14 protein-coding genes, 3 pseudogenes and 1 riboswitch are annotated in these 20,817 nt (G+C 72.1%); of the genes and pseudogenes, 7 read left to right on the forward strand and 10 right to left on the reverse strand.

Annotated elements, in window-relative coordinates; all coding sequences use genetic code 11:
* Nucleotides 1–181: 181 nt before the first annotated feature.
* Nucleotides 182–1,207, forward strand: a complete 1,026-nt coding sequence (locus AB3K78_RS10250; protein ID WP_416447344.1) for an agmatine deiminase family protein — start codon at nt 182–184, stop codon at nt 1,205–1,207.
* Nucleotides 1,208–1,410: 203 nt separating this feature from the next.
* A pseudogene (locus AB3K78_RS10255) lies at nt 1,411–3,167 on the forward strand (bifunctional 3'-5' exonuclease/DNA polymerase).
* Nucleotides 3,168–3,244: 77 nt separating this feature from the next.
* Here AB3K78_RS10255 and AB3K78_RS10260 read toward each other — a convergent pair.
* Complete coding sequence (locus tag AB3K78_RS10260) at nt 3,245–5,125, reverse strand: FG-GAP repeat domain-containing protein (protein ID WP_416442945.1); 1,881 nt, start codon at nt 5,123–5,125, stop codon at nt 3,245–3,247.
* A 340-nt stretch (nt 5,126–5,465) separates the two neighbouring features.
* Here AB3K78_RS10260 and AB3K78_RS10265 point away from each other — a divergent pair, with 340 nt between their 5' ends.
* A complete protein-coding gene (locus tag AB3K78_RS10265; RefSeq protein ID WP_416442947.1) occupies nt 5,466–6,980 on the forward strand; it encodes an aldehyde dehydrogenase (NADP(+)) in 1,515 nt (504 codons plus the stop codon).
* A gap of 73 nt (nt 6,981–7,053) precedes the next feature.
* Here AB3K78_RS10265 and AB3K78_RS10270 read toward each other — a convergent pair whose 3' ends face one another.
* The 5 genes from AB3K78_RS10270 to purN form a co-directional block, all read right to left on the reverse strand.
* Nucleotides 7,054–7,407, reverse strand: a complete 354-nt coding sequence (locus AB3K78_RS10270) for a hypothetical protein (RefSeq protein ID WP_416442949.1) — start codon at nt 7,405–7,407, stop codon at nt 7,054–7,056.
* A 110-nt stretch (nt 7,408–7,517) separates the two neighbouring features.
* Nucleotides 7,518–8,933, reverse strand: coding sequence for an FtsX-like permease family protein (locus AB3K78_RS10275; RefSeq protein WP_416442951.1), 1,416 nt, complete (start codon nt 8,931–8,933; stop codon nt 7,518–7,520).
* The gene (locus AB3K78_RS10280) at nt 8,930–9,703 is read right to left on the reverse strand and encodes an ABC transporter ATP-binding protein (RefSeq protein WP_046456566.1); all 774 of its coding nucleotides are present in this window, start codon (nt 9,701–9,703) and stop codon (nt 8,930–8,932) included. Before AB3K78_RS10280 ends, AB3K78_RS10275 begins: the two co-directional genes overlap by 4 nt.
* 149 nt (nt 9,704–9,852) lie before the next feature.
* A complete protein-coding gene (purH, locus tag AB3K78_RS10285) occupies nt 9,853–11,613 on the reverse strand; it encodes a bifunctional phosphoribosylaminoimidazolecarboxamide formyltransferase/IMP cyclohydrolase (protein ID WP_416442954.1) in 1,761 nt (586 codons plus the stop codon).
* Between the two features lie 13 nt (nt 11,614–11,626).
* Entirely contained in the window at nt 11,627–12,235 is a 609-nt protein-coding gene (purN, locus tag AB3K78_RS10290) for a phosphoribosylglycinamide formyltransferase (RefSeq protein ID WP_416442956.1), read from the reverse strand.
* Nucleotides 12,236–12,339: 104 nt separating this feature from the next.
* On the opposite strand from purN, the gene AB3K78_RS10295 reads away from it, so the two are divergent.
* The gene (locus AB3K78_RS10295; protein WP_416442958.1) at nt 12,340–12,780 is read left to right on the forward strand and encodes a VanZ family protein; all 441 of its coding nucleotides are present in this window, start codon (nt 12,340–12,342) and stop codon (nt 12,778–12,780) included.
* Between the two features lie 151 nt (nt 12,781–12,931).
* Nucleotides 12,932–14,331: pseudogene (locus AB3K78_RS10300) on the forward strand (amino acid permease).
* A 57-nt stretch (nt 14,332–14,388) separates the two neighbouring features.
* On the opposite strand, the gene AB3K78_RS10305 reads toward AB3K78_RS10300, so the two are convergent.
* The 4 genes from AB3K78_RS10305 to AB3K78_RS10320 form a co-directional block, all read right to left on the reverse strand.
* Nucleotides 14,389–14,805, reverse strand: a complete 417-nt coding sequence (locus AB3K78_RS10305; protein ID WP_416442960.1) for a hypothetical protein — start codon at nt 14,803–14,805, stop codon at nt 14,389–14,391.
* Nucleotides 14,806–15,084: 279 nt separating this feature from the next.
* On the reverse strand, nt 15,085–15,705 hold the full coding sequence (locus AB3K78_RS10310; protein ID WP_416442962.1) for an ABC transporter ATP-binding protein: 621 nt from the start codon (nt 15,703–15,705) through the stop codon (nt 15,085–15,087).
* Nucleotides 15,706–15,725: 20 nt separating this feature from the next.
* A complete protein-coding gene (locus AB3K78_RS10315) occupies nt 15,726–17,459 on the reverse strand; it encodes an ABC transporter permease (protein ID WP_416442964.1) in 1,734 nt (577 codons plus the stop codon).
* A complete protein-coding gene (locus AB3K78_RS10320; RefSeq protein ID WP_416442966.1) occupies nt 17,435–18,493 on the reverse strand; it encodes a thiamine ABC transporter substrate-binding protein in 1,059 nt (352 codons plus the stop codon). The genes AB3K78_RS10315 and AB3K78_RS10320 overlap by 25 nt, the downstream gene beginning before the upstream one ends.
* Nucleotides 18,485–18,593: riboswitch (TPP riboswitch) on the reverse strand. (Overlaps the previous gene by 9 nt.)
* A 50-nt stretch (nt 18,594–18,643) precedes the next feature.
* On the opposite strand from AB3K78_RS10320, the gene AB3K78_RS10325 reads away from it, so the two are divergent.
* A complete protein-coding gene (locus AB3K78_RS10325; protein ID WP_416442968.1) occupies nt 18,644–19,480 on the forward strand; it encodes a helix-turn-helix transcriptional regulator in 837 nt (278 codons plus the stop codon).
* A 117-nt stretch (nt 19,481–19,597) separates the two neighbouring features.
* A pseudogene (gene fdhA, locus AB3K78_RS10330) lies at nt 19,598–20,814 on the forward strand (formaldehyde dehydrogenase, glutathione-independent).
* Nucleotides 20,815–20,817: the final 3 nt, after the last annotated feature.

The following is a 20,817-nucleotide window of genomic DNA, read 5'->3' on the forward strand; positions in this document are numbered from 1 at the left end:
TATATTCATATGAATACATTTCCGCAAGGGGCGCGACTGGGAGCGGGCTGAGCGCCGAGGACCCCGGTCGCCGCCCCGTACCGCAGGGTCTGCGGCGCGGGGGCCGGCCGTGATCGCGACGGCTCCGCCGCCCCGTAGACTGTTCCGACACACCACTGACACGATGAAGGACGAGGGTGCGATGAGCGCGTGGCGCATGCCCATCGAGGGGCACGAGCAGGATCGACTCTGGCTGGCCTGGCCGACCACCGGCTACACGCTGGGCGACACCGAGGCGGAGGCCGAAGAAGCCCGGGTCACCTGGTCCGCCGTGGCGAACGCCGCGAGCGAGTTCCAGCCGGTGACGGTCGTCGTGAATCCGGGCGACGAGGCCGTGGCCCGTCGCTACCTCTCGGGGCAGATCGACCTGCTGACCGCCCCGCTCAACGACGCGTGGATGCGCGACATCGGTCCGAGCTTCGTGCTCGGCGAGAACGGTCGCCTCGGCGCCGTCAACTACGTGTTCAACGGCTGGGGCGGCCAGAGCTGGGCCCAGTGGGACAAGGATCAGCACATCGGCCGCATCGTCGCAGAGGCCGCCGGCGCCGAGCTGATCGATTCCGAGATGACCAACGAGGGCGGCGGCATCCAGGTCGACGGCTCCGGCCGCGTGGTGCTCACCGAGACCGTGCAGCTCGACCCGGGCCGCAACCCGGGCTGGAGCAAGGAGCAGGTCGAGGCCGAGCTGAACCGCACCATCGGCACCGAGAGCGCGCTGTGGCTCCCCCGCGGGCTGCACCGCGACCACGACACCTTCGGTACCCGCGGGCACTCCGACATCCTCGCGGTGTTCCCGAACCCCGAGGTGCTGCTCATGCACCGCCAGGACGCCGAGAGCCACCCGGACCACGCGATCGCGCGCGAGAACCGCGCCGTCGCCGAGCGCTGGAACACCGAGACCTCGGCCGGCCTCGAGATCCTCGATCTGCCGGCGCCCGAGGCGCTGCGCGACGACGAGGGCTTCGTCGATTACAGCTACATCAACCACGTCGTGATCAACGGCGCGGTGCTGGCCTGCGCCTTCGCGGACCCCGCCGACGACCGCGCCCAGGGCATCCTGCGCGAGGCGTACCCGGGCCGCGAGATCATCGGGATCGACGCGCGCCCGCTGTTCGCTCGCGGCGGCGGCATCCACTGCATCACGCAGCAGCAGCCCAAGGTCGGCTGAGCCCGAACCTTCCGAAGACGGCCCCGGATCCCTCGCGGATCCGGGGCCGTCTGCGTACTCGCCGGAGGAAGAGCTCGGAGATCCGCACGATTTCGGACCCGTTCGGCGCGTTCGCTCCGAAATATTGCAGATCTCCGCGGGGGTGCTGGCGCCTGCCGCCCGACCGGAACCCGATGTCGGTGGTGCGGGATACGGTTGTCGGCATGCCCCCACGAGATTCCCCGTCCCCGCGCTGGTGCGCGGTGGGACGCTCCGGCACCGCGCCGGGCGGCCTGGCGGCGGTCGAGCTCGACGAATCGGGCGGGCGCTCCCCCGAGATCCCCATCCCGGCAGACGGCCTGGCGAACTTCGTCGCGACCCGGGAGGCCGAGGGGCCGCGCAGGTGGGTGTGGGCCGACACCCCGGCCGTCTATCCGGCGCTCCTGGCAGCAGGCGTGCGCGTCGAACGCTGCCACGATCTGCGGCTCTGCCACCAGATCCTGCGCAACTCGGCACTGGTGCGCGACCGGGCTGCGCTCCGCGCTGCCACGCAGTGGGCGGTCGCACCCGATCCCGTCGAAGAGCCGCGGGCGCCGCTGATGCCCGCGCTGTTCGAGCTGGAGGCCGGGTCCGCACGACGCCCGTCGGTGCCCGACTCGCTTTCGGAGGCGCTCGCAGAATTCGACCGGCAGCGGGCCGCCGTCGACTCCGCCGCCGAACCGAACCGCATCGCGCTGCTGCTCGCCGCGGAGTCGGTCGGAGCGCTCATCGCGGTCGAGCTGACCTCAGCGGGGGTCCCCTGGGACACCGAGGAGCACGACCGCATCCTGAGCGAAGCGCTCGGCCCCCGTCCCGCGCTCGGCGCGAAGCCGGCCGCGCTCCTCGCCGTCGGCGAAGAGGTCCGCGCCGCGCTCGGCGACCCCTCGGCGAGCCTCGATTCCCCGCCGAAGCTGCTGCGGGCCCTGCGCGCCGCGGGCATCGAGGCGTCGTCGACCTCGCGCTGGGAGCTCGCCGAGCACGAGCATCCGGCGATCCCGCCGCTGCTGCACTACAAGAAGCTCGCGCGCCTGCTCTCGGCGAACGGCTGGAACTGGCTCGACGAATGGGTGCGCGACGGCCGGTACCGCCCCGTCTACGTGCCCGGCGGTGTGGTCACCGGGCGTTGGGCGTCGAGCGGCGGGGGCGCGCTGCAGATCCCGCGCAGCCTGCGCCCCGCTCTGCGAGCCGACCCCGGCTGCCTGCTCGTCTCGGCCGACGTGTCGCAGCTCGAACCGCGGGTGCTCGCCGCGATGTCGGGCGATCGCGCCATGGCTGCCGCGGGCGCGGGGCGCGACCTCTATGCGGGCATCGTCGAGAGCGGGGCCGTGGCCACCCGGCAGGACGCGAAGATCGCCGTGCTCGGCGCCATGTACGGCGGCACGAGCGGCGACAGCGGCCGCCTGGTCCCCGGCTGCGCCGCGCGTTCCCGGCTGCGATGCGGCTCGTCGACGACGCGGCCGCGGTCGGCGAGCAGGGCGGCATCGTGACGACCTGGCTCGGACGCAGCTCCCCGCCGCCCGGCGAGGAGTGGCAGGGCGTGCAGGCCGCGGCGAGCCTACCGGGAGCCGGACGCCGCGAGGAGGAGCACGCGCGCCGCATCGCCCGCGAGTTCGGCAGGTTCACCCGCAACTTCGTCGTGCAGGGCACCGCCGCCGAGTGGGCACTCGCCTGGATGGGCGAGCTACGCAGACGACTCTTCGCACTCGAACCGGTCCACGGCGAGCCTCCGATGGCCGCCTCCGGCGCGGTGTTCTCGGCGCGCCCCCACCTCGCCTTCTTCCTGCACGACGAGGTGATCGTGCACACCCCGGCGACGCACGCGGACGCTGTCGCCACCGCGATCGAAGCATCCGCGCAGGCAGCCGGGCGACTGCTCTTCGGGAACGCGCCCGTCGACTTCCGGCTCGATCTGCGCATCTCGGAGCGCGCGCTCAAGGACTGAGGGCGGCGGCCCGGTTCGCACCGGACCGCCGCGCCCTGCTCGTCCGCCCGCTCACGCGAGGTCCCTGTACAGCAGGATCACCCTTCCCCGTGAGCCGCGCGGCGCCTCCGCACCGCGACCAGCCCGGCGGCTGCGAGCCCCACGGCTCCGAGGCCCGCCGCGACCGCCGCCGCCCAGACCAGCCCGAGCCGGGGCTCCGCACCGGTCTCGGCGAGCGACCGCTTCGCGCCCGCCTCACCGGCGGCACCCCTGCCATCGGAACCGGCACCGGCATCGCCCGGGAATCCCGTCGCCGGCTTCGCGGTCGGAGTCGGCTGCACCGTGGGCTTCGGCGTGACGGTCGGAGTTGGGGTGGGCTTCGGCGTGGGCTCCGGGTCCGGCTTCACGGGGGCCGCGGTGTCGAGGCTCAGGATCCGCACCGCGGGATCCTCGCTGTCGCTGAAGATCGCGGGGGCACCCACGGCGAAGGTGACCCGCTTCCCCGCGGGATCGCCGGCGAGATCCGCGAAGGCACGGCCGAGCCGCTGCCCGGCACGCTCGCCAGCGATGAGCTCGACTCCGGGGACCGATGTCGACGTCAGCTCGGACGTCTCGAGCACGCGACTCGCACCTGTCACCTTGCCTGCCGCGAGGAAGCGGGAGTCCACCGCCACCGCGTACCCGGAGCCCTCGCGAGCGGGATCGGGCGATCCGTCCATCCCGCCGACGAGCAGCATCGACCAGCCCCGCATCCGGACCGCGCCCACGCCGTGCCCGAAGTGGTCGCCGGACGCCATGCCGTTGATCCACCAGCCGCGAGCGCGAGGCGCCGCCGCCGAGGATGCGTCCGCCGCAGCGGATGCCGCGGTTGCCGCGCCGTTCCGCGGAGCGGCCTCGCGCACGGCGGGTCCGTCGGTCGCGAGCGGGTCCGTTCGCACGTCGACGCCGTCGGGACCGCCGGTGACGACCACCGCGCTGCCCGGCTTCGGCTCGTCGGACTCGCCGCCGATGAGCAGGTCGTCGTATCCGTCGCCGTCGATGTCGCCGAGTCCGACCGTCGCCGTACCGAGCAGGTCGTAGCCGCGCGGCGGCCCGTCGATCCGGAACCCCGGGATCGGATCCGCCCCCACTCGCACATCGGCGCTCGAATCCGTGATCACCCAGACGGCTCCCGTCGCGAAGCGCTCCGCACCGGGGGCCTTCCACGAGGATGCTCCGACCGCGAGGTCCTCGCGGCCGTCCCCGTTCATGTCGCCCGCGCGACTCACCGAGACCAGGTCGATCCCCGTCCCCGAGATCCGGGGGCCCGGCGCATCCGAGAGCAGCGACTGGGACGGCAGCTGCTCGGCGTGCAGGATCGTGACGACGCCGCTCGTGTCGGTGACCGCGACCTCGTCGCGGCCGTCCCCGTCGATGTCGCCGACGCCGTTGCCCCGGGTGATCGATCCGAGCACCGTACGGCCCCGGTCCCCGAGCGAGTCGAGGCGGACCTCCGAGAAGTCGGCCGAACCGAACACGATGAACGAGCCGACCGCTTGCGCCACCACCACGAGGTCGTCGAGGCCGTCGCCGTTCACGTCGCCCGCGCAGCGCACGTCGACACCGCCCATCATGTTGCGGGCTGTGTCGATGATCCGCACGGGGCGCTCGTCCTCGATCCGGGTCGTTCCGCCGGTGTCCCGCGTCCCGGCTCCGAGCAGCACATAGGCGCCCGTGGCTCCCGGGCTCGTGTCGAAGGTCGCGTAGGTGCCGACGGCGAGATCGGGCACCCCGTCCCCGTTGACGTCGCATCGCGCCTGCGACGCGGTCGAGCCGAAGGCCGTGCCGCCCGGGCCCTGGACCGTGCGGTCGGCGGCGGGTGCGGCGGTGGCCGGGGCGGGCGTCGCGAGCAGCGCGACCCCGGGGAGTGCCAGGGCGAGCGCGGCGACGGCGCTGAGCGCCCTCCCGGCTCCGCGTCTCGACGGAGGAGTGATGGACACAGTGCACCTTTCGAACGTGTGCGGCCGAAGCCGAAAGATCAGATGTTCATTAACTTAGCCTAACCTAACTATCGTCTGATCATACGGGCCACCGGGCGAAGCCGCATCGGAGCCAGGCCGGCCGATCCGCCCACGATGCACATCGATCCGGAGGCGAGCAGGTCAGAACAGCCACCCGCTCATCCCGGCGAACCTGGAAGACTGGGCGGCGGGCGCGCCGAGTCGCGCACGCGCGAGGACTTCGAAGTACAATTGCACATGCCACAGCACAGTCCGTGCTGCGCTCCGAACTCGCCCACCAGACGCCGCCGTCGATCAGACCCCGTGGAGGAACCCAGCAATGACCGAAACCCTCTCCCCCGAGCTCGAGGCAGTCGTCGCGCGCGCCGCGGCCGCCGCTCCCGCCTACGCAGCCGTCGCTCCCGAGGATCGCGCCCGCGCCCTCGTCGCCGTCGCCGACGCGCTCGAAGCGAACTCGGCGGATCTGGTCGCGATCGCGATGCGCGAGACCGGCCTCACCGAGGCCCGCCTCAGCGGTGAGGTCACCCGCACAGCGGTCCAGTTGCGCCTCTTCGCCGACACCCTGGTGACCGGCGCCCACCTCGATGCCCGCATCGACGAGGCGGACGGCGCCTTCGCGCTCGGTGTCCGCCCCGACGTGCGCCGCGTGCTGCGCCCGCTCGGCCCGATCATCAACTTCTCGGCCTCGAACTTCCCCTTCGCCTTCTCCGTCGCCGGCGGCGACTCGGCCTCGATCCTCGCGGCCGGCTGCCCGCTGATCGTGAAGGCGCACTCGGGGCACCCCGAGCTCTCCGACGCCACCGCGGAAGTCGTCACCGCAGCGCTCGCCGGGGCCGGCATGCCCGATGGCACCTTCCAGCTCGTGCACGGCCGCGAGGCCGGTGTCGCGATCCTCAAGGACCCCCGCATCAAGGGCGGTGCGTTCACCGGCTCCATCGCCGTCGGCCGCCTGCTCGCCGATATCGCGGCCGCGCGCCCGGCGCCCGTGCCCTTCTTCGGCGAGCTCGGCAGCGTCAACCCGGTATTCGTCACCGAGGCGGCGATCGCCGAGCGCGGCGACGACATCGCGAACGGCTTCGTCACGAGCGTCTCCGGCTCGGCTGGCCAGCTCTGCACCAAGCCGGGCTTCGTCTTCGTCCCCGCCGTCGAGGCGCTCGAGGCGCCCATCGCGGCGGCGGCGCAGGGCATCCCCGAGCACCGCCTGCTCGACCCGCGCATCGCGAAGAGCTTCGCCGAGCGCCGGGACACGATCCTCGGCACCCCCGGCGTCCGCCCCATCGTCGAGGGCGGCGTCCGCTTCGACGCGGACGGCCAGGGCTGGGCCACCCCGACCGTCGTCGCTGTGTCGCTCGACGACTTCCGCGCCGGACACGAGCGCCTCATCCACGAGGCCTTCGGCCCCCTGTCGATCCTGGTCGAGGTCCCCGTCGGCACCGACCTCGCCGCGCTGCTGCCCGAGTTCTTCGAGGGCAACCTCACCGCGACCCTGCACCTCGGCGAGGCCGAGGGTGCGGGTACCGAGAACGCCGAGGCGATCGCCGCGCTGGTCGAGGCGATGAGCCTGCAGGTCGGCCGTGTGCTCTTCAACGGCTGGTCGACCGGCGTGGCCGTCACCCCGGCCATGCAGCACGGCGGCCCGTGGCCCGCCACCTCGAACGATTCGAGCACCTCGGTGGGCACGGCCGCGATCCAGCGCTTCGTACGCCCGGTCGCCTACCAGAACGTCACCCAGGCATTCCTGCCCGCGGCGCTGCGCGACGACAACCCGCTCGGCGTGCCCCAGGCGCGCACCGGCGCGGGCGAGTCCCAGGAGTGGGGCGCCCGCTGGCGCTGATCCGCTCCGGCAACGCGGAAGCCCCGCCGTCCCTCGGGACGGCGGGGCTTCCGCGTTGCCGGAGCGCTCGTGCTCAGTGCCAGAGCACCGCGAGCGCGACGTTGAGCGTCGCGAGCCCGGCGATCGCGCCGAGCACGCCGCCCGAGACCTTCTCCTTCTTGCGGTTCACGAGGATCAGCACGATGAGGCCGATCAGCACGATGAGCTTCACGCCGATCTTCATGTTGTTCGGGTGGCCGCCGAGACCATAGATGGTGCCGACGAGCGCCAGGCCCGTCACCAGCAGGCCGAGCGAGCCGTGCAGCAGCCCGTTCGAGATCTTCGCGCGGCCCTCGCGCACGGCCGGCAGCTGGGCGAGCGCGCCGCCCATGACCACGCCGAAGCAGACGATGTGCAGCACCACGAGGATCGACTTGAGGATGTCCATGCCTCCATCGTATCCGGCGCTCCACGCCAGCAGCAGCCTCGGCACGATCATCGTTCAGCCCCTCCGTCGCCCACTCTGCTACTCGGTTCCCGACCCGCGCATCCGGCCGCTCAGTCCACCGCGAGCGCGGCGACCGGCGAGACGCGGATCGCGCGGCGCGCGGGTGCGGCCGAGGCGATCATGGCGAGCACGGCACCGAACACGGCGACTCCGGCGATCATGCCCCACGGGATCGACGGCGGCATGAGCCCCGCCTGCTGCCCGAGCATGCTCTGCGCCGCGACCCAGCCGTAGAACGTGCCGAGCAGCAGCCCGAACACGAGCGCGGCGAAGGTCATCTGCGCACTCTCGGCGGTGATGGTGCCGCGCACCTGACGCCCGGTGAAGCCGAGCGCCCGCAGCAGGCCCAGCTCGCGGGTGCGCTGCAGCACGCTGAGCGAGAGGGTGTTCACCATGCCCACGGCCGCGATCACCGCGGAGAAGCCGACGAGCCCGGTGAGGATCGCCATCGTGACCGCGAAGGTGCTCTCGAGCGCCGCCTTCATCGCGGGGTTGCCGTCGAACACCTGCATGGTCATCTGCTGGTAGGTCTGCAGCGCGACCGCGAACATCGTGACGAGCGTCACGCCGATCACGAGCCCGATCGTGGCGCGGGCGCTCCGCTCGGGGAAACGCACCGCGTTCGCCGCGGCGAGACGGCCGGTGACCCCGCGTCCGAGCAGTCGGCCCGAGAGGCGGAGCAGCGGCGGCATGATCCAGTGGGCGCCGACCGCGATGCCGGTGAACGAGGCGAGCCCGCCGAAGAACGCGACCAGCAGCCCGAGGGGCGACACCAGGCCGACCAGCACGCCGAGCGTCAGCACGCCCGCGCCGAGCACGAGCAGGATCACCGAGAACACCGTGCGTCCGGTTCGGTGCTGTGCCGACTCGGGATCGAGCTCGACCGATGCTCCCGTGGCCGCGATGGGCGACACCGCGCCCACGCGTCGCGACCCCACCCAGGCCGACACCCAGGTGGTGAGCGCGACCACGGCGACGCCGACAAGCGCGAGCGGGTCGAACAGCGGGTAGTCGTGCCCGGCGGGCAGCCAGCCCTGGCCCGGCGCGACGGAGACGAAGACCGTGCAGAGCAGCCAGGAGGCGGCGAAGCCGATGGCCGCGCCGATCAGGCCGACCATGAGCCCCTCGAACGCGACCCGCGAGCGCACGCGGCGCGAGCTCGCCCCGACGAGGCGCAGCAGCGCGATGGTGCGCGCCCGCCCGGCGATGATCGTGGAGAACGTGTTGGCGGTGACGATGGACCCGACGTAGAGGGCGATCAAGATGAACACGGTCGCGACGATGAAGAGCATCATCCGCATGGTGCCCGACTCCTCGACCAGCTGCGGGTCGATCGCCGCGGTCAGGATCCCGACCGTCTGGATCAGCGTCGCGGCGAACATCGCCGAGAGCGCCGCCACGACGATCGTGGCGCCGTGGTCGCGAGCGGAGCCCCCGGCCGCCGCGCCGAAGCCGCGCCCGCTCATCGCGCCACCGCTTCCATGCCGAGCATCGTGCGCGAGATGTCCTCGGCGCTCATGGGGCCGCGGTCGTCGACGATGCGGCCGTCGGCGAGGAACAGGATCCGGTCGGCGTGGCTCGCCGCGATCGGATCGTGCGTGACCATCGCGATGCTCTGGCCGGAGCGGTGCGCCGCGTCGCGCAGCAGCGCCAGCACCTCGCGGCTGGTGCGCGAGTCGAGCGCGCCGGTCGGCTCGTCGGCGAACAGCAGGTCGGGCCGCCGCGCCAGAGCGCGTGCGATCGCAACGCGCTGCTGCTGCCCGCCCGACAGCTGATGCGGCCGATGGGTGAGGCGCTCGCGGAGCCCGAGCGCGTCGACGATGCTGTCGATCCACTCGCGCTCCTCGCGCGTCGGCCGACGACCGTCGAGTTCGAACGGGAGCGTGATGTTGTCCTGCGCGTCGAGCGTCGGCACCAGGTTGAACGCCTGGAACACGAAGCCGACCCGGCGGCGGCGCAGCACCGTGAGCTCGGCGTCGCGCATGCCGGTGATCTCCTGGTCCCCGAGCCAGACGCGTCCGCCGCCGTCGGCGTCCGCGGTGTCGAGGCCGGCCATGACGTGCATGAGGGTGGACTTGCCCGAGCCCGACGGCCCCATGATCGCGGTGAACTCACCGCGCCGGATCCCGATCGAGACGTCGTCGAGGGCGACCACGCGGTGCTCGCCCGAGCCGTAGTGCTTGCTGAGGTGGGTGACGCGGGCGATGAGCCCGAGGTCGCTTGGCTGTGTCTCCATGCCTCCGACGGTACGGACCGGCGCGGGTGCTCCGCGTCGTCCCTGGGTGCCTCCCGCGTCAGCCGACGGTACCGTCGGCCGACGCGGAGACGGAACGCCGAGGGCGCCGGTTCCCGGAGGACCCGGCGCCCACGGCGCGAGCACGGAGCTCAGTGGAAGAAGTGGCGCTCCCCGGTGAAGTACATGGTGACGCCGGCCGCCTGCGCGGCCTCGATCACCTCGGGATCGCGCACCGACCCGCCCGGCTGCACGACGGCGCGCACGCCGGCGTCGAGCAGCACCTGCAGGCCGTCGGCGAAGGGGAAGAACGCATCGGACGCGGCGACCGACCCCGCGGCCCGATCCCCCGCGCGCTCGACCGCGAGGCGGCACGAGTCCACCCGGTTGACCTGCCCCATGCCGACGCCGACCGAGGCGCCGCCCTGCGCGAGCAGGATCGCGTTCGACTTCACGGCGCGGCACGCGCGCCACGCGAACTCGAGCTCGGCGAGCGTCTCGGCATCCGCGGGCTCGCCGGTGGCGAGCTCCCACTCGGAGGCCGGGGCGAAGGAGCGGTCGGCGTCCTGCAGCAGGAAGCCGCCCGAGACCTGGCGCAGCTCGAGCGGGCTCGGCTCGAAGTCGCCGGGCAGCACGAGCAGGCGCAGGTTCTTCTTCTGGGTGAGGATCGCGAGCGCCTCGGGTTCGAATCCCGGTGCGATGATCACCTCGGTGAAGATGCCCGAGACCGTCTCGGCCATGGCCTTCGTGACGGTGCGGTTCGCGGCGATCACGCCGCCGAACGCCGAGACCGGGTCGCAGGCGTGGGCCAGCTCGTGCGCTGCCGCGATCGGGTCCGCCGCCGCCTCGGGCGCCACAGCAATGCCGCACGGGTTCGCATGCTTGATGATCGCGACCGCCGGGCGGTCGTGATCGTAGGCCGCGCGCAGGGCCGCGTCGGCGTCGACGTAGTTGTTGTACGACATCTCCTTGCCGTGCAGCTGGGTCGCCTGCGCAATCCCGGTGCCGCCGGGCTCCGTGAAGAGCGCGGCGCGCTGGTGGCTGTTCTCGCCGTAGCGCAGCACCGCGTCGCGGAGTCCCCCGACCTCGAGACCGACGGTGGTGCCCGTCGGATCCTCGGGGTCGATCGCGAAGATCGCATCGATCGAACCCGCGGTCCCGTCCTCGCCGTCGAAGTCCGCGTCGTCGTCCAGCAGCGCCTCGGCACCCTGCTCCGCGCCGAAGTCGGCGTCGAAGTCCGCGTCGAACCCGGCCTCGTCGAGCGTCTCGCCCGTCCAGCCGACGAACTCCTGCTCGAGGAAGTAGGTCGCGACCGAGGCGTCGTAGGACGCCGTGTGCGTGAAGGCGTCGGCGGCGAGCGAGCGGCGCAGGTCGAGGGTCGTACCGCCCGTCTGCACCGCCTCGATGACCTCGTCGTAGCGCTCGGGCGACACGACGATCGCCGCGTTGGCGTGGTTCTTGGCCGTCGCACGCACCATCGCGGGGCCGCCGATGTCGACGTTCTCGATCACGTCGGCGACGGGCTTGCCCGCGGCCACCGTCTCTTCGAACGGGTAGAGGTTCACGACGACGAGCTCGAACGGCTCGATGCCGAGCTGCGCGAGCTGATCGCGGTGATCGGCGAGGCGCAGGTCGGCGAGCAGGCCGGCGTGGACCGAGGGGTGCAGCGTCTTGACGCGCCCGTCGAGCGCCTCGGCGAATCCGGTGACCTCGGCAACGTCGGTCACCGGGTGTCCCGCGTCTCGGATGGTCGACGCCGTGGAACCGGTCGAGACGATCTCGACGCCCGCCGCGGCGAGGGCCCCGGCGAGTTCGAGCAGGCGGGACTTATCGCTCACCGAGATGAGCGCCCGGCGCACCGGGATCAGATCGCGGTGCTCGTACAGGCTGGGGTCGTGGCTCTGGACTGCCATCAGGTTCGGTCTCCTATTCGGCCGATTGGGGGAGGTTCAGGTCTCCGGTCGCGATGTCGCGCACGACGTCGACGAGCAGGGGGCGCTCGAGCTGCTTGATCCGCTCGTGGAGCTCGTCCTCGGTCTCGCCGTCGCGCACGACGACGGATCGCTGGCGCAGCACGGGGCCGGTGTCGACGCCCTCGTCGATCACGTGGACGGTCACCCCCGTCTCCGGGACGCCCGCGGCGAGCGCGTCGCGCACGGCGTGAGCTCCGGGGAAGTTCGGGAGCAGCGCGGGGTGGGTGTTGATGAGCGCGGGCGAGAAGAGCCGCACGAAACCGGGCGGCAGGATCCGCATGAGTCCGGCGCTCACGACGAGGCTCGGCTCCGGGCCGGTGCCGACGCCGTGCTCCTGGATCGCCGCGGCGAGCAGCTGGCCCCATTCCTCGCGGGTGCCGGAGTCGGCGGGGCGCACGACGAAGGTGGGGATCCCAGCGGCTTCGGCGTGGGCGAGTCCGGGCGCCTCGGTGTCGGATCCCACGACCGCGATGCGGGCGGGGAAGCCGGGTTCGGAGGTCGCGTCGATCAGGGCCTTGAGGTTGCTGCCCCCACCGGAGATCAGCACCGCGATGTTCAGCACGCGGCAAGTCTAGCGGCTGCGGAGCATACGCTCTCGAAACAGCCGCTGCGGTCCCATGGGTATGGGCGCCTGATCCGGCCGCCCCGAAGAAAGCAGGTTCCACCATGTCCGCTCACGCACCGGCCGCTCCCCCGGAGCACGCTCCCCGTCCCGCCGCGGTCGTCTTCCTGCTGCTCGTCGTCGCCGGGATCGGCGTCGCGACCCTCGGACCGCGCGGCCTCGTACTGACGGCGCGTATCGAGGCGGTCGATGCGATCAATGCCGTGCTCGGTCGCTTCGACGCGTCGCTCACGACGATGCAGGTCGAGGATCTCGCCAACGTCGCGCTGTTCGTACCGCTCGGGCTCGCGGTCGCCGCGGTGCTCCCCCGCCGCGCATGGTGGTTCGCCCTGCCGATCTGCATCGCGGCGACCGTCGCGATCGAGCTGAGCCAATCGGTGATCCCCGGTCGGGTCCCGGACCTCTCCGACGTCGTGCTCAACGCCGCGGGCGCGGCCATCGGCTGCGCGGCCCTGGGGCTCTCGCGAGCGGTGCGGCGTAACTGATATCTCAATTTCGTTTCGCGCGGCCGCGCAGGTACCATGCCACACGGCGTACCTCGCCCTCGTCGAATCGAAAGAGGCATCACCCGTGCAGGATCCGGCTTCCGCTCCGTCCCCGTCGACCGGGGCCAAGCTCCGACCGAGGCACGTGACCATGATCACCCTCGGCGGGATCATCGGCGCGAGCCTCTTCGTCGGGTCGGGCAACATCATCCGCTCGGTGGGTCCGGCCGCGATCATCTCCTACCTGATCGGCGGCCTGCTCGTGTTCCTCGCGATGCGCATGCTGGGAGAGATGGCTGCGGCGCGACCGGCGATCGGCTCGTTCATGGAGTACGCCCGGGTCGGGCTCGGCGACTGGGCCGCCTACCTCGTCGGCTGGCTCTACTGGTACTTCTGGGTCGGCGTGCTCGCCTACGAGGCGGTGCTCGGCGGTGAGACCCTGCACTCCTGGTTCGCGTTCCTCCCGGGCTGGACCTGGTCGCTGATCCTGATCGCCGTGTTCATCGGCGCCAACCTGATCTCGGTGCGCACGTTCGGCGAGGTCGAGTTCTGGCTCGCGAGCATCAAGGTCATCGCGATCGTCGTGTTCCTCGGCGCGGGCCTGCTCTTCGCGCTCGGACTGTGGCCGCAGTCGACCTTCTCCGTGCCGAACCTCTGGGAGCACGGCGGATTCGCCCCGAACGGCTTCGGCATCGCGTTCACGGGCGTCGCGCTCGTCATCTTCTCGTACTTCGGCACCGAGATCGCTGTGATGGCCGCCGCCGAGTCCGAGAACCCCGCCAAGGGCATCAGGCAGGCCACGAGCACCGTCATCTGGCGGATCCTGCTGTTCTTCGTCGGCGCCGTACTCATCATCACGATGGTCGTGCCCTGGGACGAGCTGCCCGAGCCCGTGAACGTGGCGACCGCGCCCTTCACCCACGTGTTCTCGCTGCTCGGCGTCCCCGGCGCCGCCGCGATCATGCAGATCATCATCTTCACCGCCGTGATCTCGGTGCTCAACTCGGGCCTCTACTCGGCATCGCGCATGTTCGCCGCCCTCGCCGAGCAGGGGTACGCCCCCGCATCATGACGCGTCGGACGCGCTCGGGCGTCCCCGCCTTCGCCCTGTTCGCCTCGACCATCGGCGCGGTCGCGGCGACCCTCGTCAACTTCGCGGCACCCGAGTCCGGCGTCTTCGACTTCATCATGAACTCCGCCGGCCTCGTCGCGCTCTTCGTCTACGTCTTCATCGCGCTCACGCAGATGCGCATGCGGCAGAAGATGTCGGCCGAGGAGGTCGCCGGGCTGCAGCTGAAGATGTGGCTCCACCCCTGGCTCAACATCCTCCTCATCGCCGCGATCGCCGCGGTGCTCGTCGTCATGCTCAGCTCCGAGAGCGGCCGCACCCAGGTGTGGACGAGCCTCATCGCGACCGGCGTGCTGATCGCCTGCTGGCCCCTGGTGTGCCGCTCGCTGGCGAAGCGCCGCGCTGCCGGGGTACCGGCGGCGTTCGAGGCGGAGCAGGTCGCGGCCGACGAGGCCGCGGGCTCCGAAGCGCACGGGCACTGACCCGGAGCGGCGACCGGCGCGGCCGGCGCCCGGGTTCCGAGCACCGACGAGCCGCGCTCAGTCCGCGTGCAGGATCTCGCGCGCGAGCGCGATCGGGCGGGTGCGCGCGGCGAGCGCGTCCTCCTGCTTCGCCCAGCGCTCCCAGTGCGGTCGGAACGTCTCGCCGTCCCGCGCGAGCGCCCGGCGACGGCGTTCCTCTGCGGGCAGCTCGATCCAGACCGGCAGCACGGCACCGGTGCCGGTGCCGGTGCCGGACCCCGCCGTCCAGGTCCGGGCGGCCGCCAGGTTGTCGGCGCTGAGCGCGCCGCAGCCCTCGATCACGAGCGGCCGGCCGGGTTCGAGCGCGTGCTCCTCCGCGAAGCGCCCGGCGAGCCAGTCGTATCGGCGGTAGCGTCCCGTGCGCAGTGCTTCGGGCACCGCCGCGGCGCCCTCGGCGAGCCCGTCCCAGCCGGGGTACAGGTCCTCGACCCGCAATAGCTCGGCGGGGGCACCGAGCGCTCCCCGAGCAGCGGCACCAGCGCACCCGTGATCGTGGTCTTGCCGGATCCGGATCGGCCGTCCACGAGCACCGCACGCGGCAGCCGGCCGTGCCACACGATCGCGCGCGACAGCAGGGCGCGCGCGACCCGCGTTGCCCCGGCGTCCGCCTCGGTCACCGGCCCGCTCACGCCGCGCTCTCCTCCGCGAGCACGCGGCCGTCGCGCATGCGGACGACACGGTCGGCGATCGCCTCGGCCTCCTCCGGGTCGTGGGTCACGAGGATCGCGGTCGTACCCGTCTCGCGCAGCAGCCGTGCCAGGTCCTCGGCGAGGCGCGTCCGCAGCTCGCGGTCGAGCGCCGAGAGGGGTTCGTCGAGGAGCAGCAGGCGAGGCCGGGGGCGAGTGAGCGCGCGAGCGCGATCCGCTGGCGCTCCCCGCCCGACAGCTCCGTCACGCGCCGCCGCTCGGCCCCCGGGAGGCCGACGAGTTCGAGCAGCTCGGCGACCCGAACGGCGCGCTCGGGCTTCGGCATCCGCTGCGCCTCGAGTCCGTAGGCGACGTTCGCGCCGACCGTTCGGTGCCCGAAGAGCTGCCCGTCCTGGAACATCAGCCCGAAGCCCCGGCGGTGCGGCGCGACCCCGGCGAGATCGTCGCCCGCCCACGCGATGCGCCCCTCGGCGAGGGGCTCCAGGCCCGCGATCGCCCGTAGCAGGGTCGACTTGCCGCAGCCGCTCGGCCCGAGGAGCGCGGCGACCTCGCGCTCCTCGACCGCGAGACTCGCACCGTCGACCGCGGGTCGCGCCGACGCTTCGGTGCCCGGGTACCGCACCGTCGCTCGGTCCACGAAGAGCCCGCGCGTGCTGATCGCCAGGCCCGTCACGTCCGATTCCGCCATGCACCGCTCCTTCGTGTCGTTCACCATTCTGCCGCCGTATCCGAGCGCCAGCGCTCCGCCAGCAGCATGATCCCCGCCGTGATCGCGCCCAGGACGACCGCCCCGGCGAGCGCCGTGCCGTAGCTGTCGCTCCCCTGCCGACCGATCAGCTGCGCGATCACGACGGGCAGGGTCTGGGTATCGGGGCGCACCAGGAACGAGGTCGCACCGAACTCGCCGAGCGATGCGGCGAGGGCGAAGCCCGCCGCGAGCCCCGCCGACCGACCGAGCAGCGGCAGGTCGATCGTGCCGAGCACCCGCAACGGGCCCGCGCCGAGCACGGCGGCGGCGTCCCGCTGCCTCGGGTCGATCCCGCGCAGCACGGGCAGCAGGGTGCGTACCACGATGGGCAGCGCGACGAGCGCCTGCGCGATGGGGATCAGCACCGTCGAGGTGCGCAGGTCGAGCCCGATCCCGAGCGGCCGGTTCATCGTGAGCAGCAGCCCGAAGCCGAGCGTCACCGCCGAGACTCCGAGGGGCAGCATGATCGCTCCGTCGAACCACTCGATCGCCCGGGCGAGGACGCGGGATCTCGGGCGTCGTGAGGCCACGAGCGCGACCAGGCCGCCGAGCAGCAGCGCGATCGTCGCGGCGAGCGCGGCGATGCCGAGGCTCGTCGCGAGCGCGTCGGCCACGGATCCGTCGATCGGGGAATCCGCGGGCGGCACGAACAGGTTCGTGTAGTTCTGCAGGGTCCACTCGGCAGCGCCGTCGGCACCGGCGGTCCGGCCGCGCAGCGAGCCGACGAGCAGCGCGATCATCGGCATCAGGTGGAGCAGCAGCACCGTCGCGGCGACGACGACGATGGCTGGCGCGTGCGCGCGCCGGACCTGCTCGGAGGTCGGACGCAGCGAGACGGTCTGCTCGCGCCGGCGGCGCAGTCGGGCGGACACGACCAGCACGGCGGCGACCAGCGCGAACTGCAGCAGCGACAGCACGGCCGCCGAGCGCAGGTCGAGGAACTGCACGGTCAGCCGGTAGATCTCGGTCTCGACGTTCGAAAGGCTGCGCCCGCCCAGGATCAGCACGATGCCGAACGAGGTGGCGCAGAACAGGAACACGAGCGACGCCGCGGAGGCGAGCGCGGGCGCGATCTGCGGCAGCGTGACGGTCCACCAGACCCGGCCCGGGCCGGCACCGAGCATGCGCGCCGCCTGCTCGGGGCGCGGGTCCAGCTGCGACCAGAACCCGCCGACCGTGCGGGCGACGACCGTGACGTTGAAGAACGCCAGGGCGAGCACCACGACCAGCAGGGTTCGATCGAGTCCGAGCGCGGCGAGCGGGCCGCCCTCGCCGAACACCGACTCGAAGGCGACGCCCACCACGACCGTCGGCAGCACGAACGGGACCGTCATGAGGCCGCGCAGCGCGGCGCGGCCGCGGAACCGGAGCCGATAGAGCACGAACGCGGCGGGCACGCCGAGCACGAGGGACAGCAGCGTGCCGAGCGCGGCCTGGGCGAGGGTCTGCCCGACGACGCTCCAGGTGCGGGGCTCGCCGAGCACCGCGGGGATCCCGGACGCGTCGAAGCGTCCCCCGGTCGTGAAGCCCGTGGCGATGAGCGACAGGACGGGCAGCAGGAAGAAGACGGCGAGGAACGCGAGCGGGATCGCGGCAGCGGCGGTCCACGCCGCGATCCCCCACGCGCGGCCGAGGCCGGCCGCGCGCCCCGCCCGCCGGGTCGAGCGGCTCACCAGCCGGTCGCCGTGCTCCACGTCTTCAGCCAGGACTCGCGCTTCGCCCCGATCTCGGCGGCGGGCAGGTCGTTCGGCTCCGCGGGCTTCGGCGCGAACTTCGTCCAGTCGGCGGGCACGTTCGCGCTGGCGTCGACGGGGAACATGTACATGGAGTCCGCGATGGTGTCCTGGAACTCGCGCGAGACGAGGTAGTCGACGACCTTCTTCGCGCCCTCGGGGTTGGCCGCGCCCTTCAGCACGCCCGCGTACTCGACCTGGTTGGAGCAGGTGTCGAGGAGGGCGGCCGTGGTGGTCGCCGAGCCGTCCTTGGTGAGGGTCCAGGCGGGCGAGGTCGCGTACGAGACGACGATCGGGCGGGTACCGGTGCCGCCGCCCTGGGTGAACTGGCCGTTGTAGGCCTCGGTCCAGCCCTGTTCGACGCGGGTGCCGTTCTTCGCTACCTGCGTCCAGTAGTCGGCGAAGCCCTGCTCGCCGAACTTCGCGACGGTACCGACGAGGAAGGATCCTCCGGTGGACGACGCGGTGGGGTCGAGCACGACGGCCAGATCCTTGTACTTCGCGTCGGTGAGCGCGTCGTAGCCCGTGGGGGCGGGGACGCCGTGCTTGGCGAACCAGCCGGTGTCGATGTTCAGGCAGGTGGCGCCGTAGTCGACGGCGGTCAGCGATCCGCGGTCGTCGACGGCGAACCGCTTCGCGCCGTCGGGTAGTCCCTTCGGCGTATAGGCCTCGGTGATGCCGCCGTCGATGAGCCGGGATGCGAAGATCTGGTCGACGCCGAAGAACGCGTCGGCGATCGGGGCGCCCTTGGTGAGCACGAGCTTGTTGGTGAGCTCGCCACCGTCGCCGGCCGAGACGACCTTCACCCGCAGGCCGGTCGCCTTGCTCGCGGCCTTCGCGAACTCCTTGTTCGGGAACGAGCTGTGCACGACGAGGGTGACCTCGTCCGAGGCGGCCTTCCCGCCGGAGCCGCCGGACGCGGCGCACCCGGCCGCGGTCAGGGCGAGTGCTCCGGTGAGGGCGAGCACGGCGAATGTACGGGCATGCGAACGCATAGGGTTCCTTCCTCCGCTGGTATGACCCAGATCAGGTTGACGGTCGGAGCTCGCGTGCTCCCTCTCAGCCCCTCGCGCAGGGACTCCCGTGGATTCGATTCAGCCTACCGCACTCCGCATCCCGACTCTCCCGACGGGTAGGCTGACCGCATGACGGACCACGGCGCGGTGCCCGCTTCGGCCACTCGGGCGATGCTCCTCGAGCACGCGCAGACGGTCGAGGAGCAGGCCGCTCGGCATGCGGTGACGCTGGAGTCCCTGCTCGCGATCCTGCGATCCCCGAGGCTCGACGACCGCGCGGCCCGCGCCACGGCGGTCGACCTCGCGGTCGAGGCGCTGATCGGACTCCGCTCCGGCGTCGACGAGCAGCAGGCGGGCCTGCTCGAGCCGGTGACCACCGCGTTCGCGCGCCTGCGCGAGGATCTCCGCCCGCTCGTCCGCTTCGGGGACCTCGAGATGCAGTTCGTTGATCCGCCTCGCTCCGGCCGCGCGCTCCCGGGCGAGGTCGCGCACACGGCCCGCTCGATCGTCCGGATCGCCGTCCTCGCGCTGATCCACGCGGGCGATGCGCGGAGAGTGCGGATCCACTGGGACTGCGATGGTCTCCATCTCCTCATGAGCATCCGCGACGACGGCCGCGGCGAGCTCACGGCGAACCACGATTCCCTCCGCCCGATCGTCGAGCGCGTGATCGCGCTCGACGGCGCGCTCGACGTCGACTCCACCGCGGGCTGGGGCTCCACCGTCGGGATCCGCATCCCGCTCGATCCGCCCGCTCCGCGGGACACTCCGTCCGGGACCGCGGATCTGACGGCACGCGAGCGCGAAGTGCTCGGTCTCGTCGCATCGGGACAGCGCAACAAGGCGATCGCCGAAGCGCTGGGCATCAGCCCCAATACCGTCAAGTACCACGTGTCGAAGCTCCTGCAGAAGACCGGTTCGACCTCGCGCGCCGAACTCGTCGCGATCGGGGTCGCGTCGCTCTGACCGAAGCACCTCCCCAAACGGGTGGTCCGACCCAGCCCTCGGGACGGTTGAGCGCCGTCCGGCCCGGGGAGAGGCTCGGGGTGGCGGGAGCCGCCGAAATCTGCAGAGAGGACGAAGATGTCTGGAAACCGAGCAGTCGCATACCAGGGGCCCGGTGTCGTCGAAGTGGTCGACACCCCTATCCCGAGTTCGAGCTCAAGGACGGGCCGGGCGTCAACCCGGCGAACGTCGGCCGCAAGGTGCCCCACGGGGCGATCCTGCGGACCGTCACCACCAACATCTGCGGCTCGGACCAGCACATGGTCCGCGGCCGCACCACCGCGCCAGAGGGCCTGATCCTCGGGCACGAGATCACGGGCGAGGTCGTCGAGGTCGGCCCCGACGTCGAGTTCATCAGGGTCGGGGACATCGTCTCCGTCCCGTTCAACATCGCCTGCGGGCGCTGCCGGAACTGCAAGGAGGGGAAGACCGGCATCTGCCTGAACGTCAATCCCGACCGACCCGGCAGCGCCTACGGCTACGTCGACATGGGCGGCTGGGTGGGCGGCCAGGCCGAGTACGTGCTCGTGCCCTACGCGGACTGGAACCTGCTCAAGTTCCCCGACCGCGACCAGGCGCTCGAGAAGATCCTGGACCTCACGATGCTCTCCGACATCTTCCCGACGGGATTCCACGGCGCATACACCGCCGGAGTCCGGCCCGGATCGACCGTCTACATCGCCGGTGCCGGCCCCGTCGGAATCGCGGCGGCGGTCGGTGCGCAGCTGCTCGGAGCAGCCTGTGTGATCGTCGGCGATCTGAACGAGGACCGGCTCGCCCAGGCCCGATCCTTCGGATGCGAGACGGTCGACGTCTCGAAGGGCGATCCGCGCGATCAGATCGAGCAGATCCTCGGGGTGCCCGAGGTGGAGTGCGGCGTCGACGCCGTCGGCTTCGAGGCGCGCGGGCACGGGTCCGGCGCAGCCACCGAAGCGCCGGCGACGGTGCTGAACTCCCTGATGGATCTCACCGAGGCCGGCGGCGGGCTCGGGATTCCCGGCCTCTACGTGACCGGCGACCCGGGCGGCGTCGACGAGGCGGCGAAGGTCGGCTCGCTGTCGCTCCGGCTCGGCCTGGGCTGGGCGAAGTCGCTGTCCTTCACCACGGGCCAGTGCCCCGTGATGCGCTACAACCGGCAGCTCATGCAGGCGATCCTGCACGACAAGGTGCAGATCGCGAAGGCGGTGAACGCGACCCCGATCTCGCTGGAGGACGCACCCCGCGGCTACGCCGAGTTCGACCAGGGCGCAGCGCGCAAGTACGTGCTGAACCCGAACGGCTACATCACGGCCTGATCA

Source organism: Leucobacter sp. HNU (genome assembly GCF_047946755.1).
Taxonomy (GTDB): Bacteria; Actinomycetota; Actinomycetes; order Actinomycetales; family Microbacteriaceae; genus Leucobacter.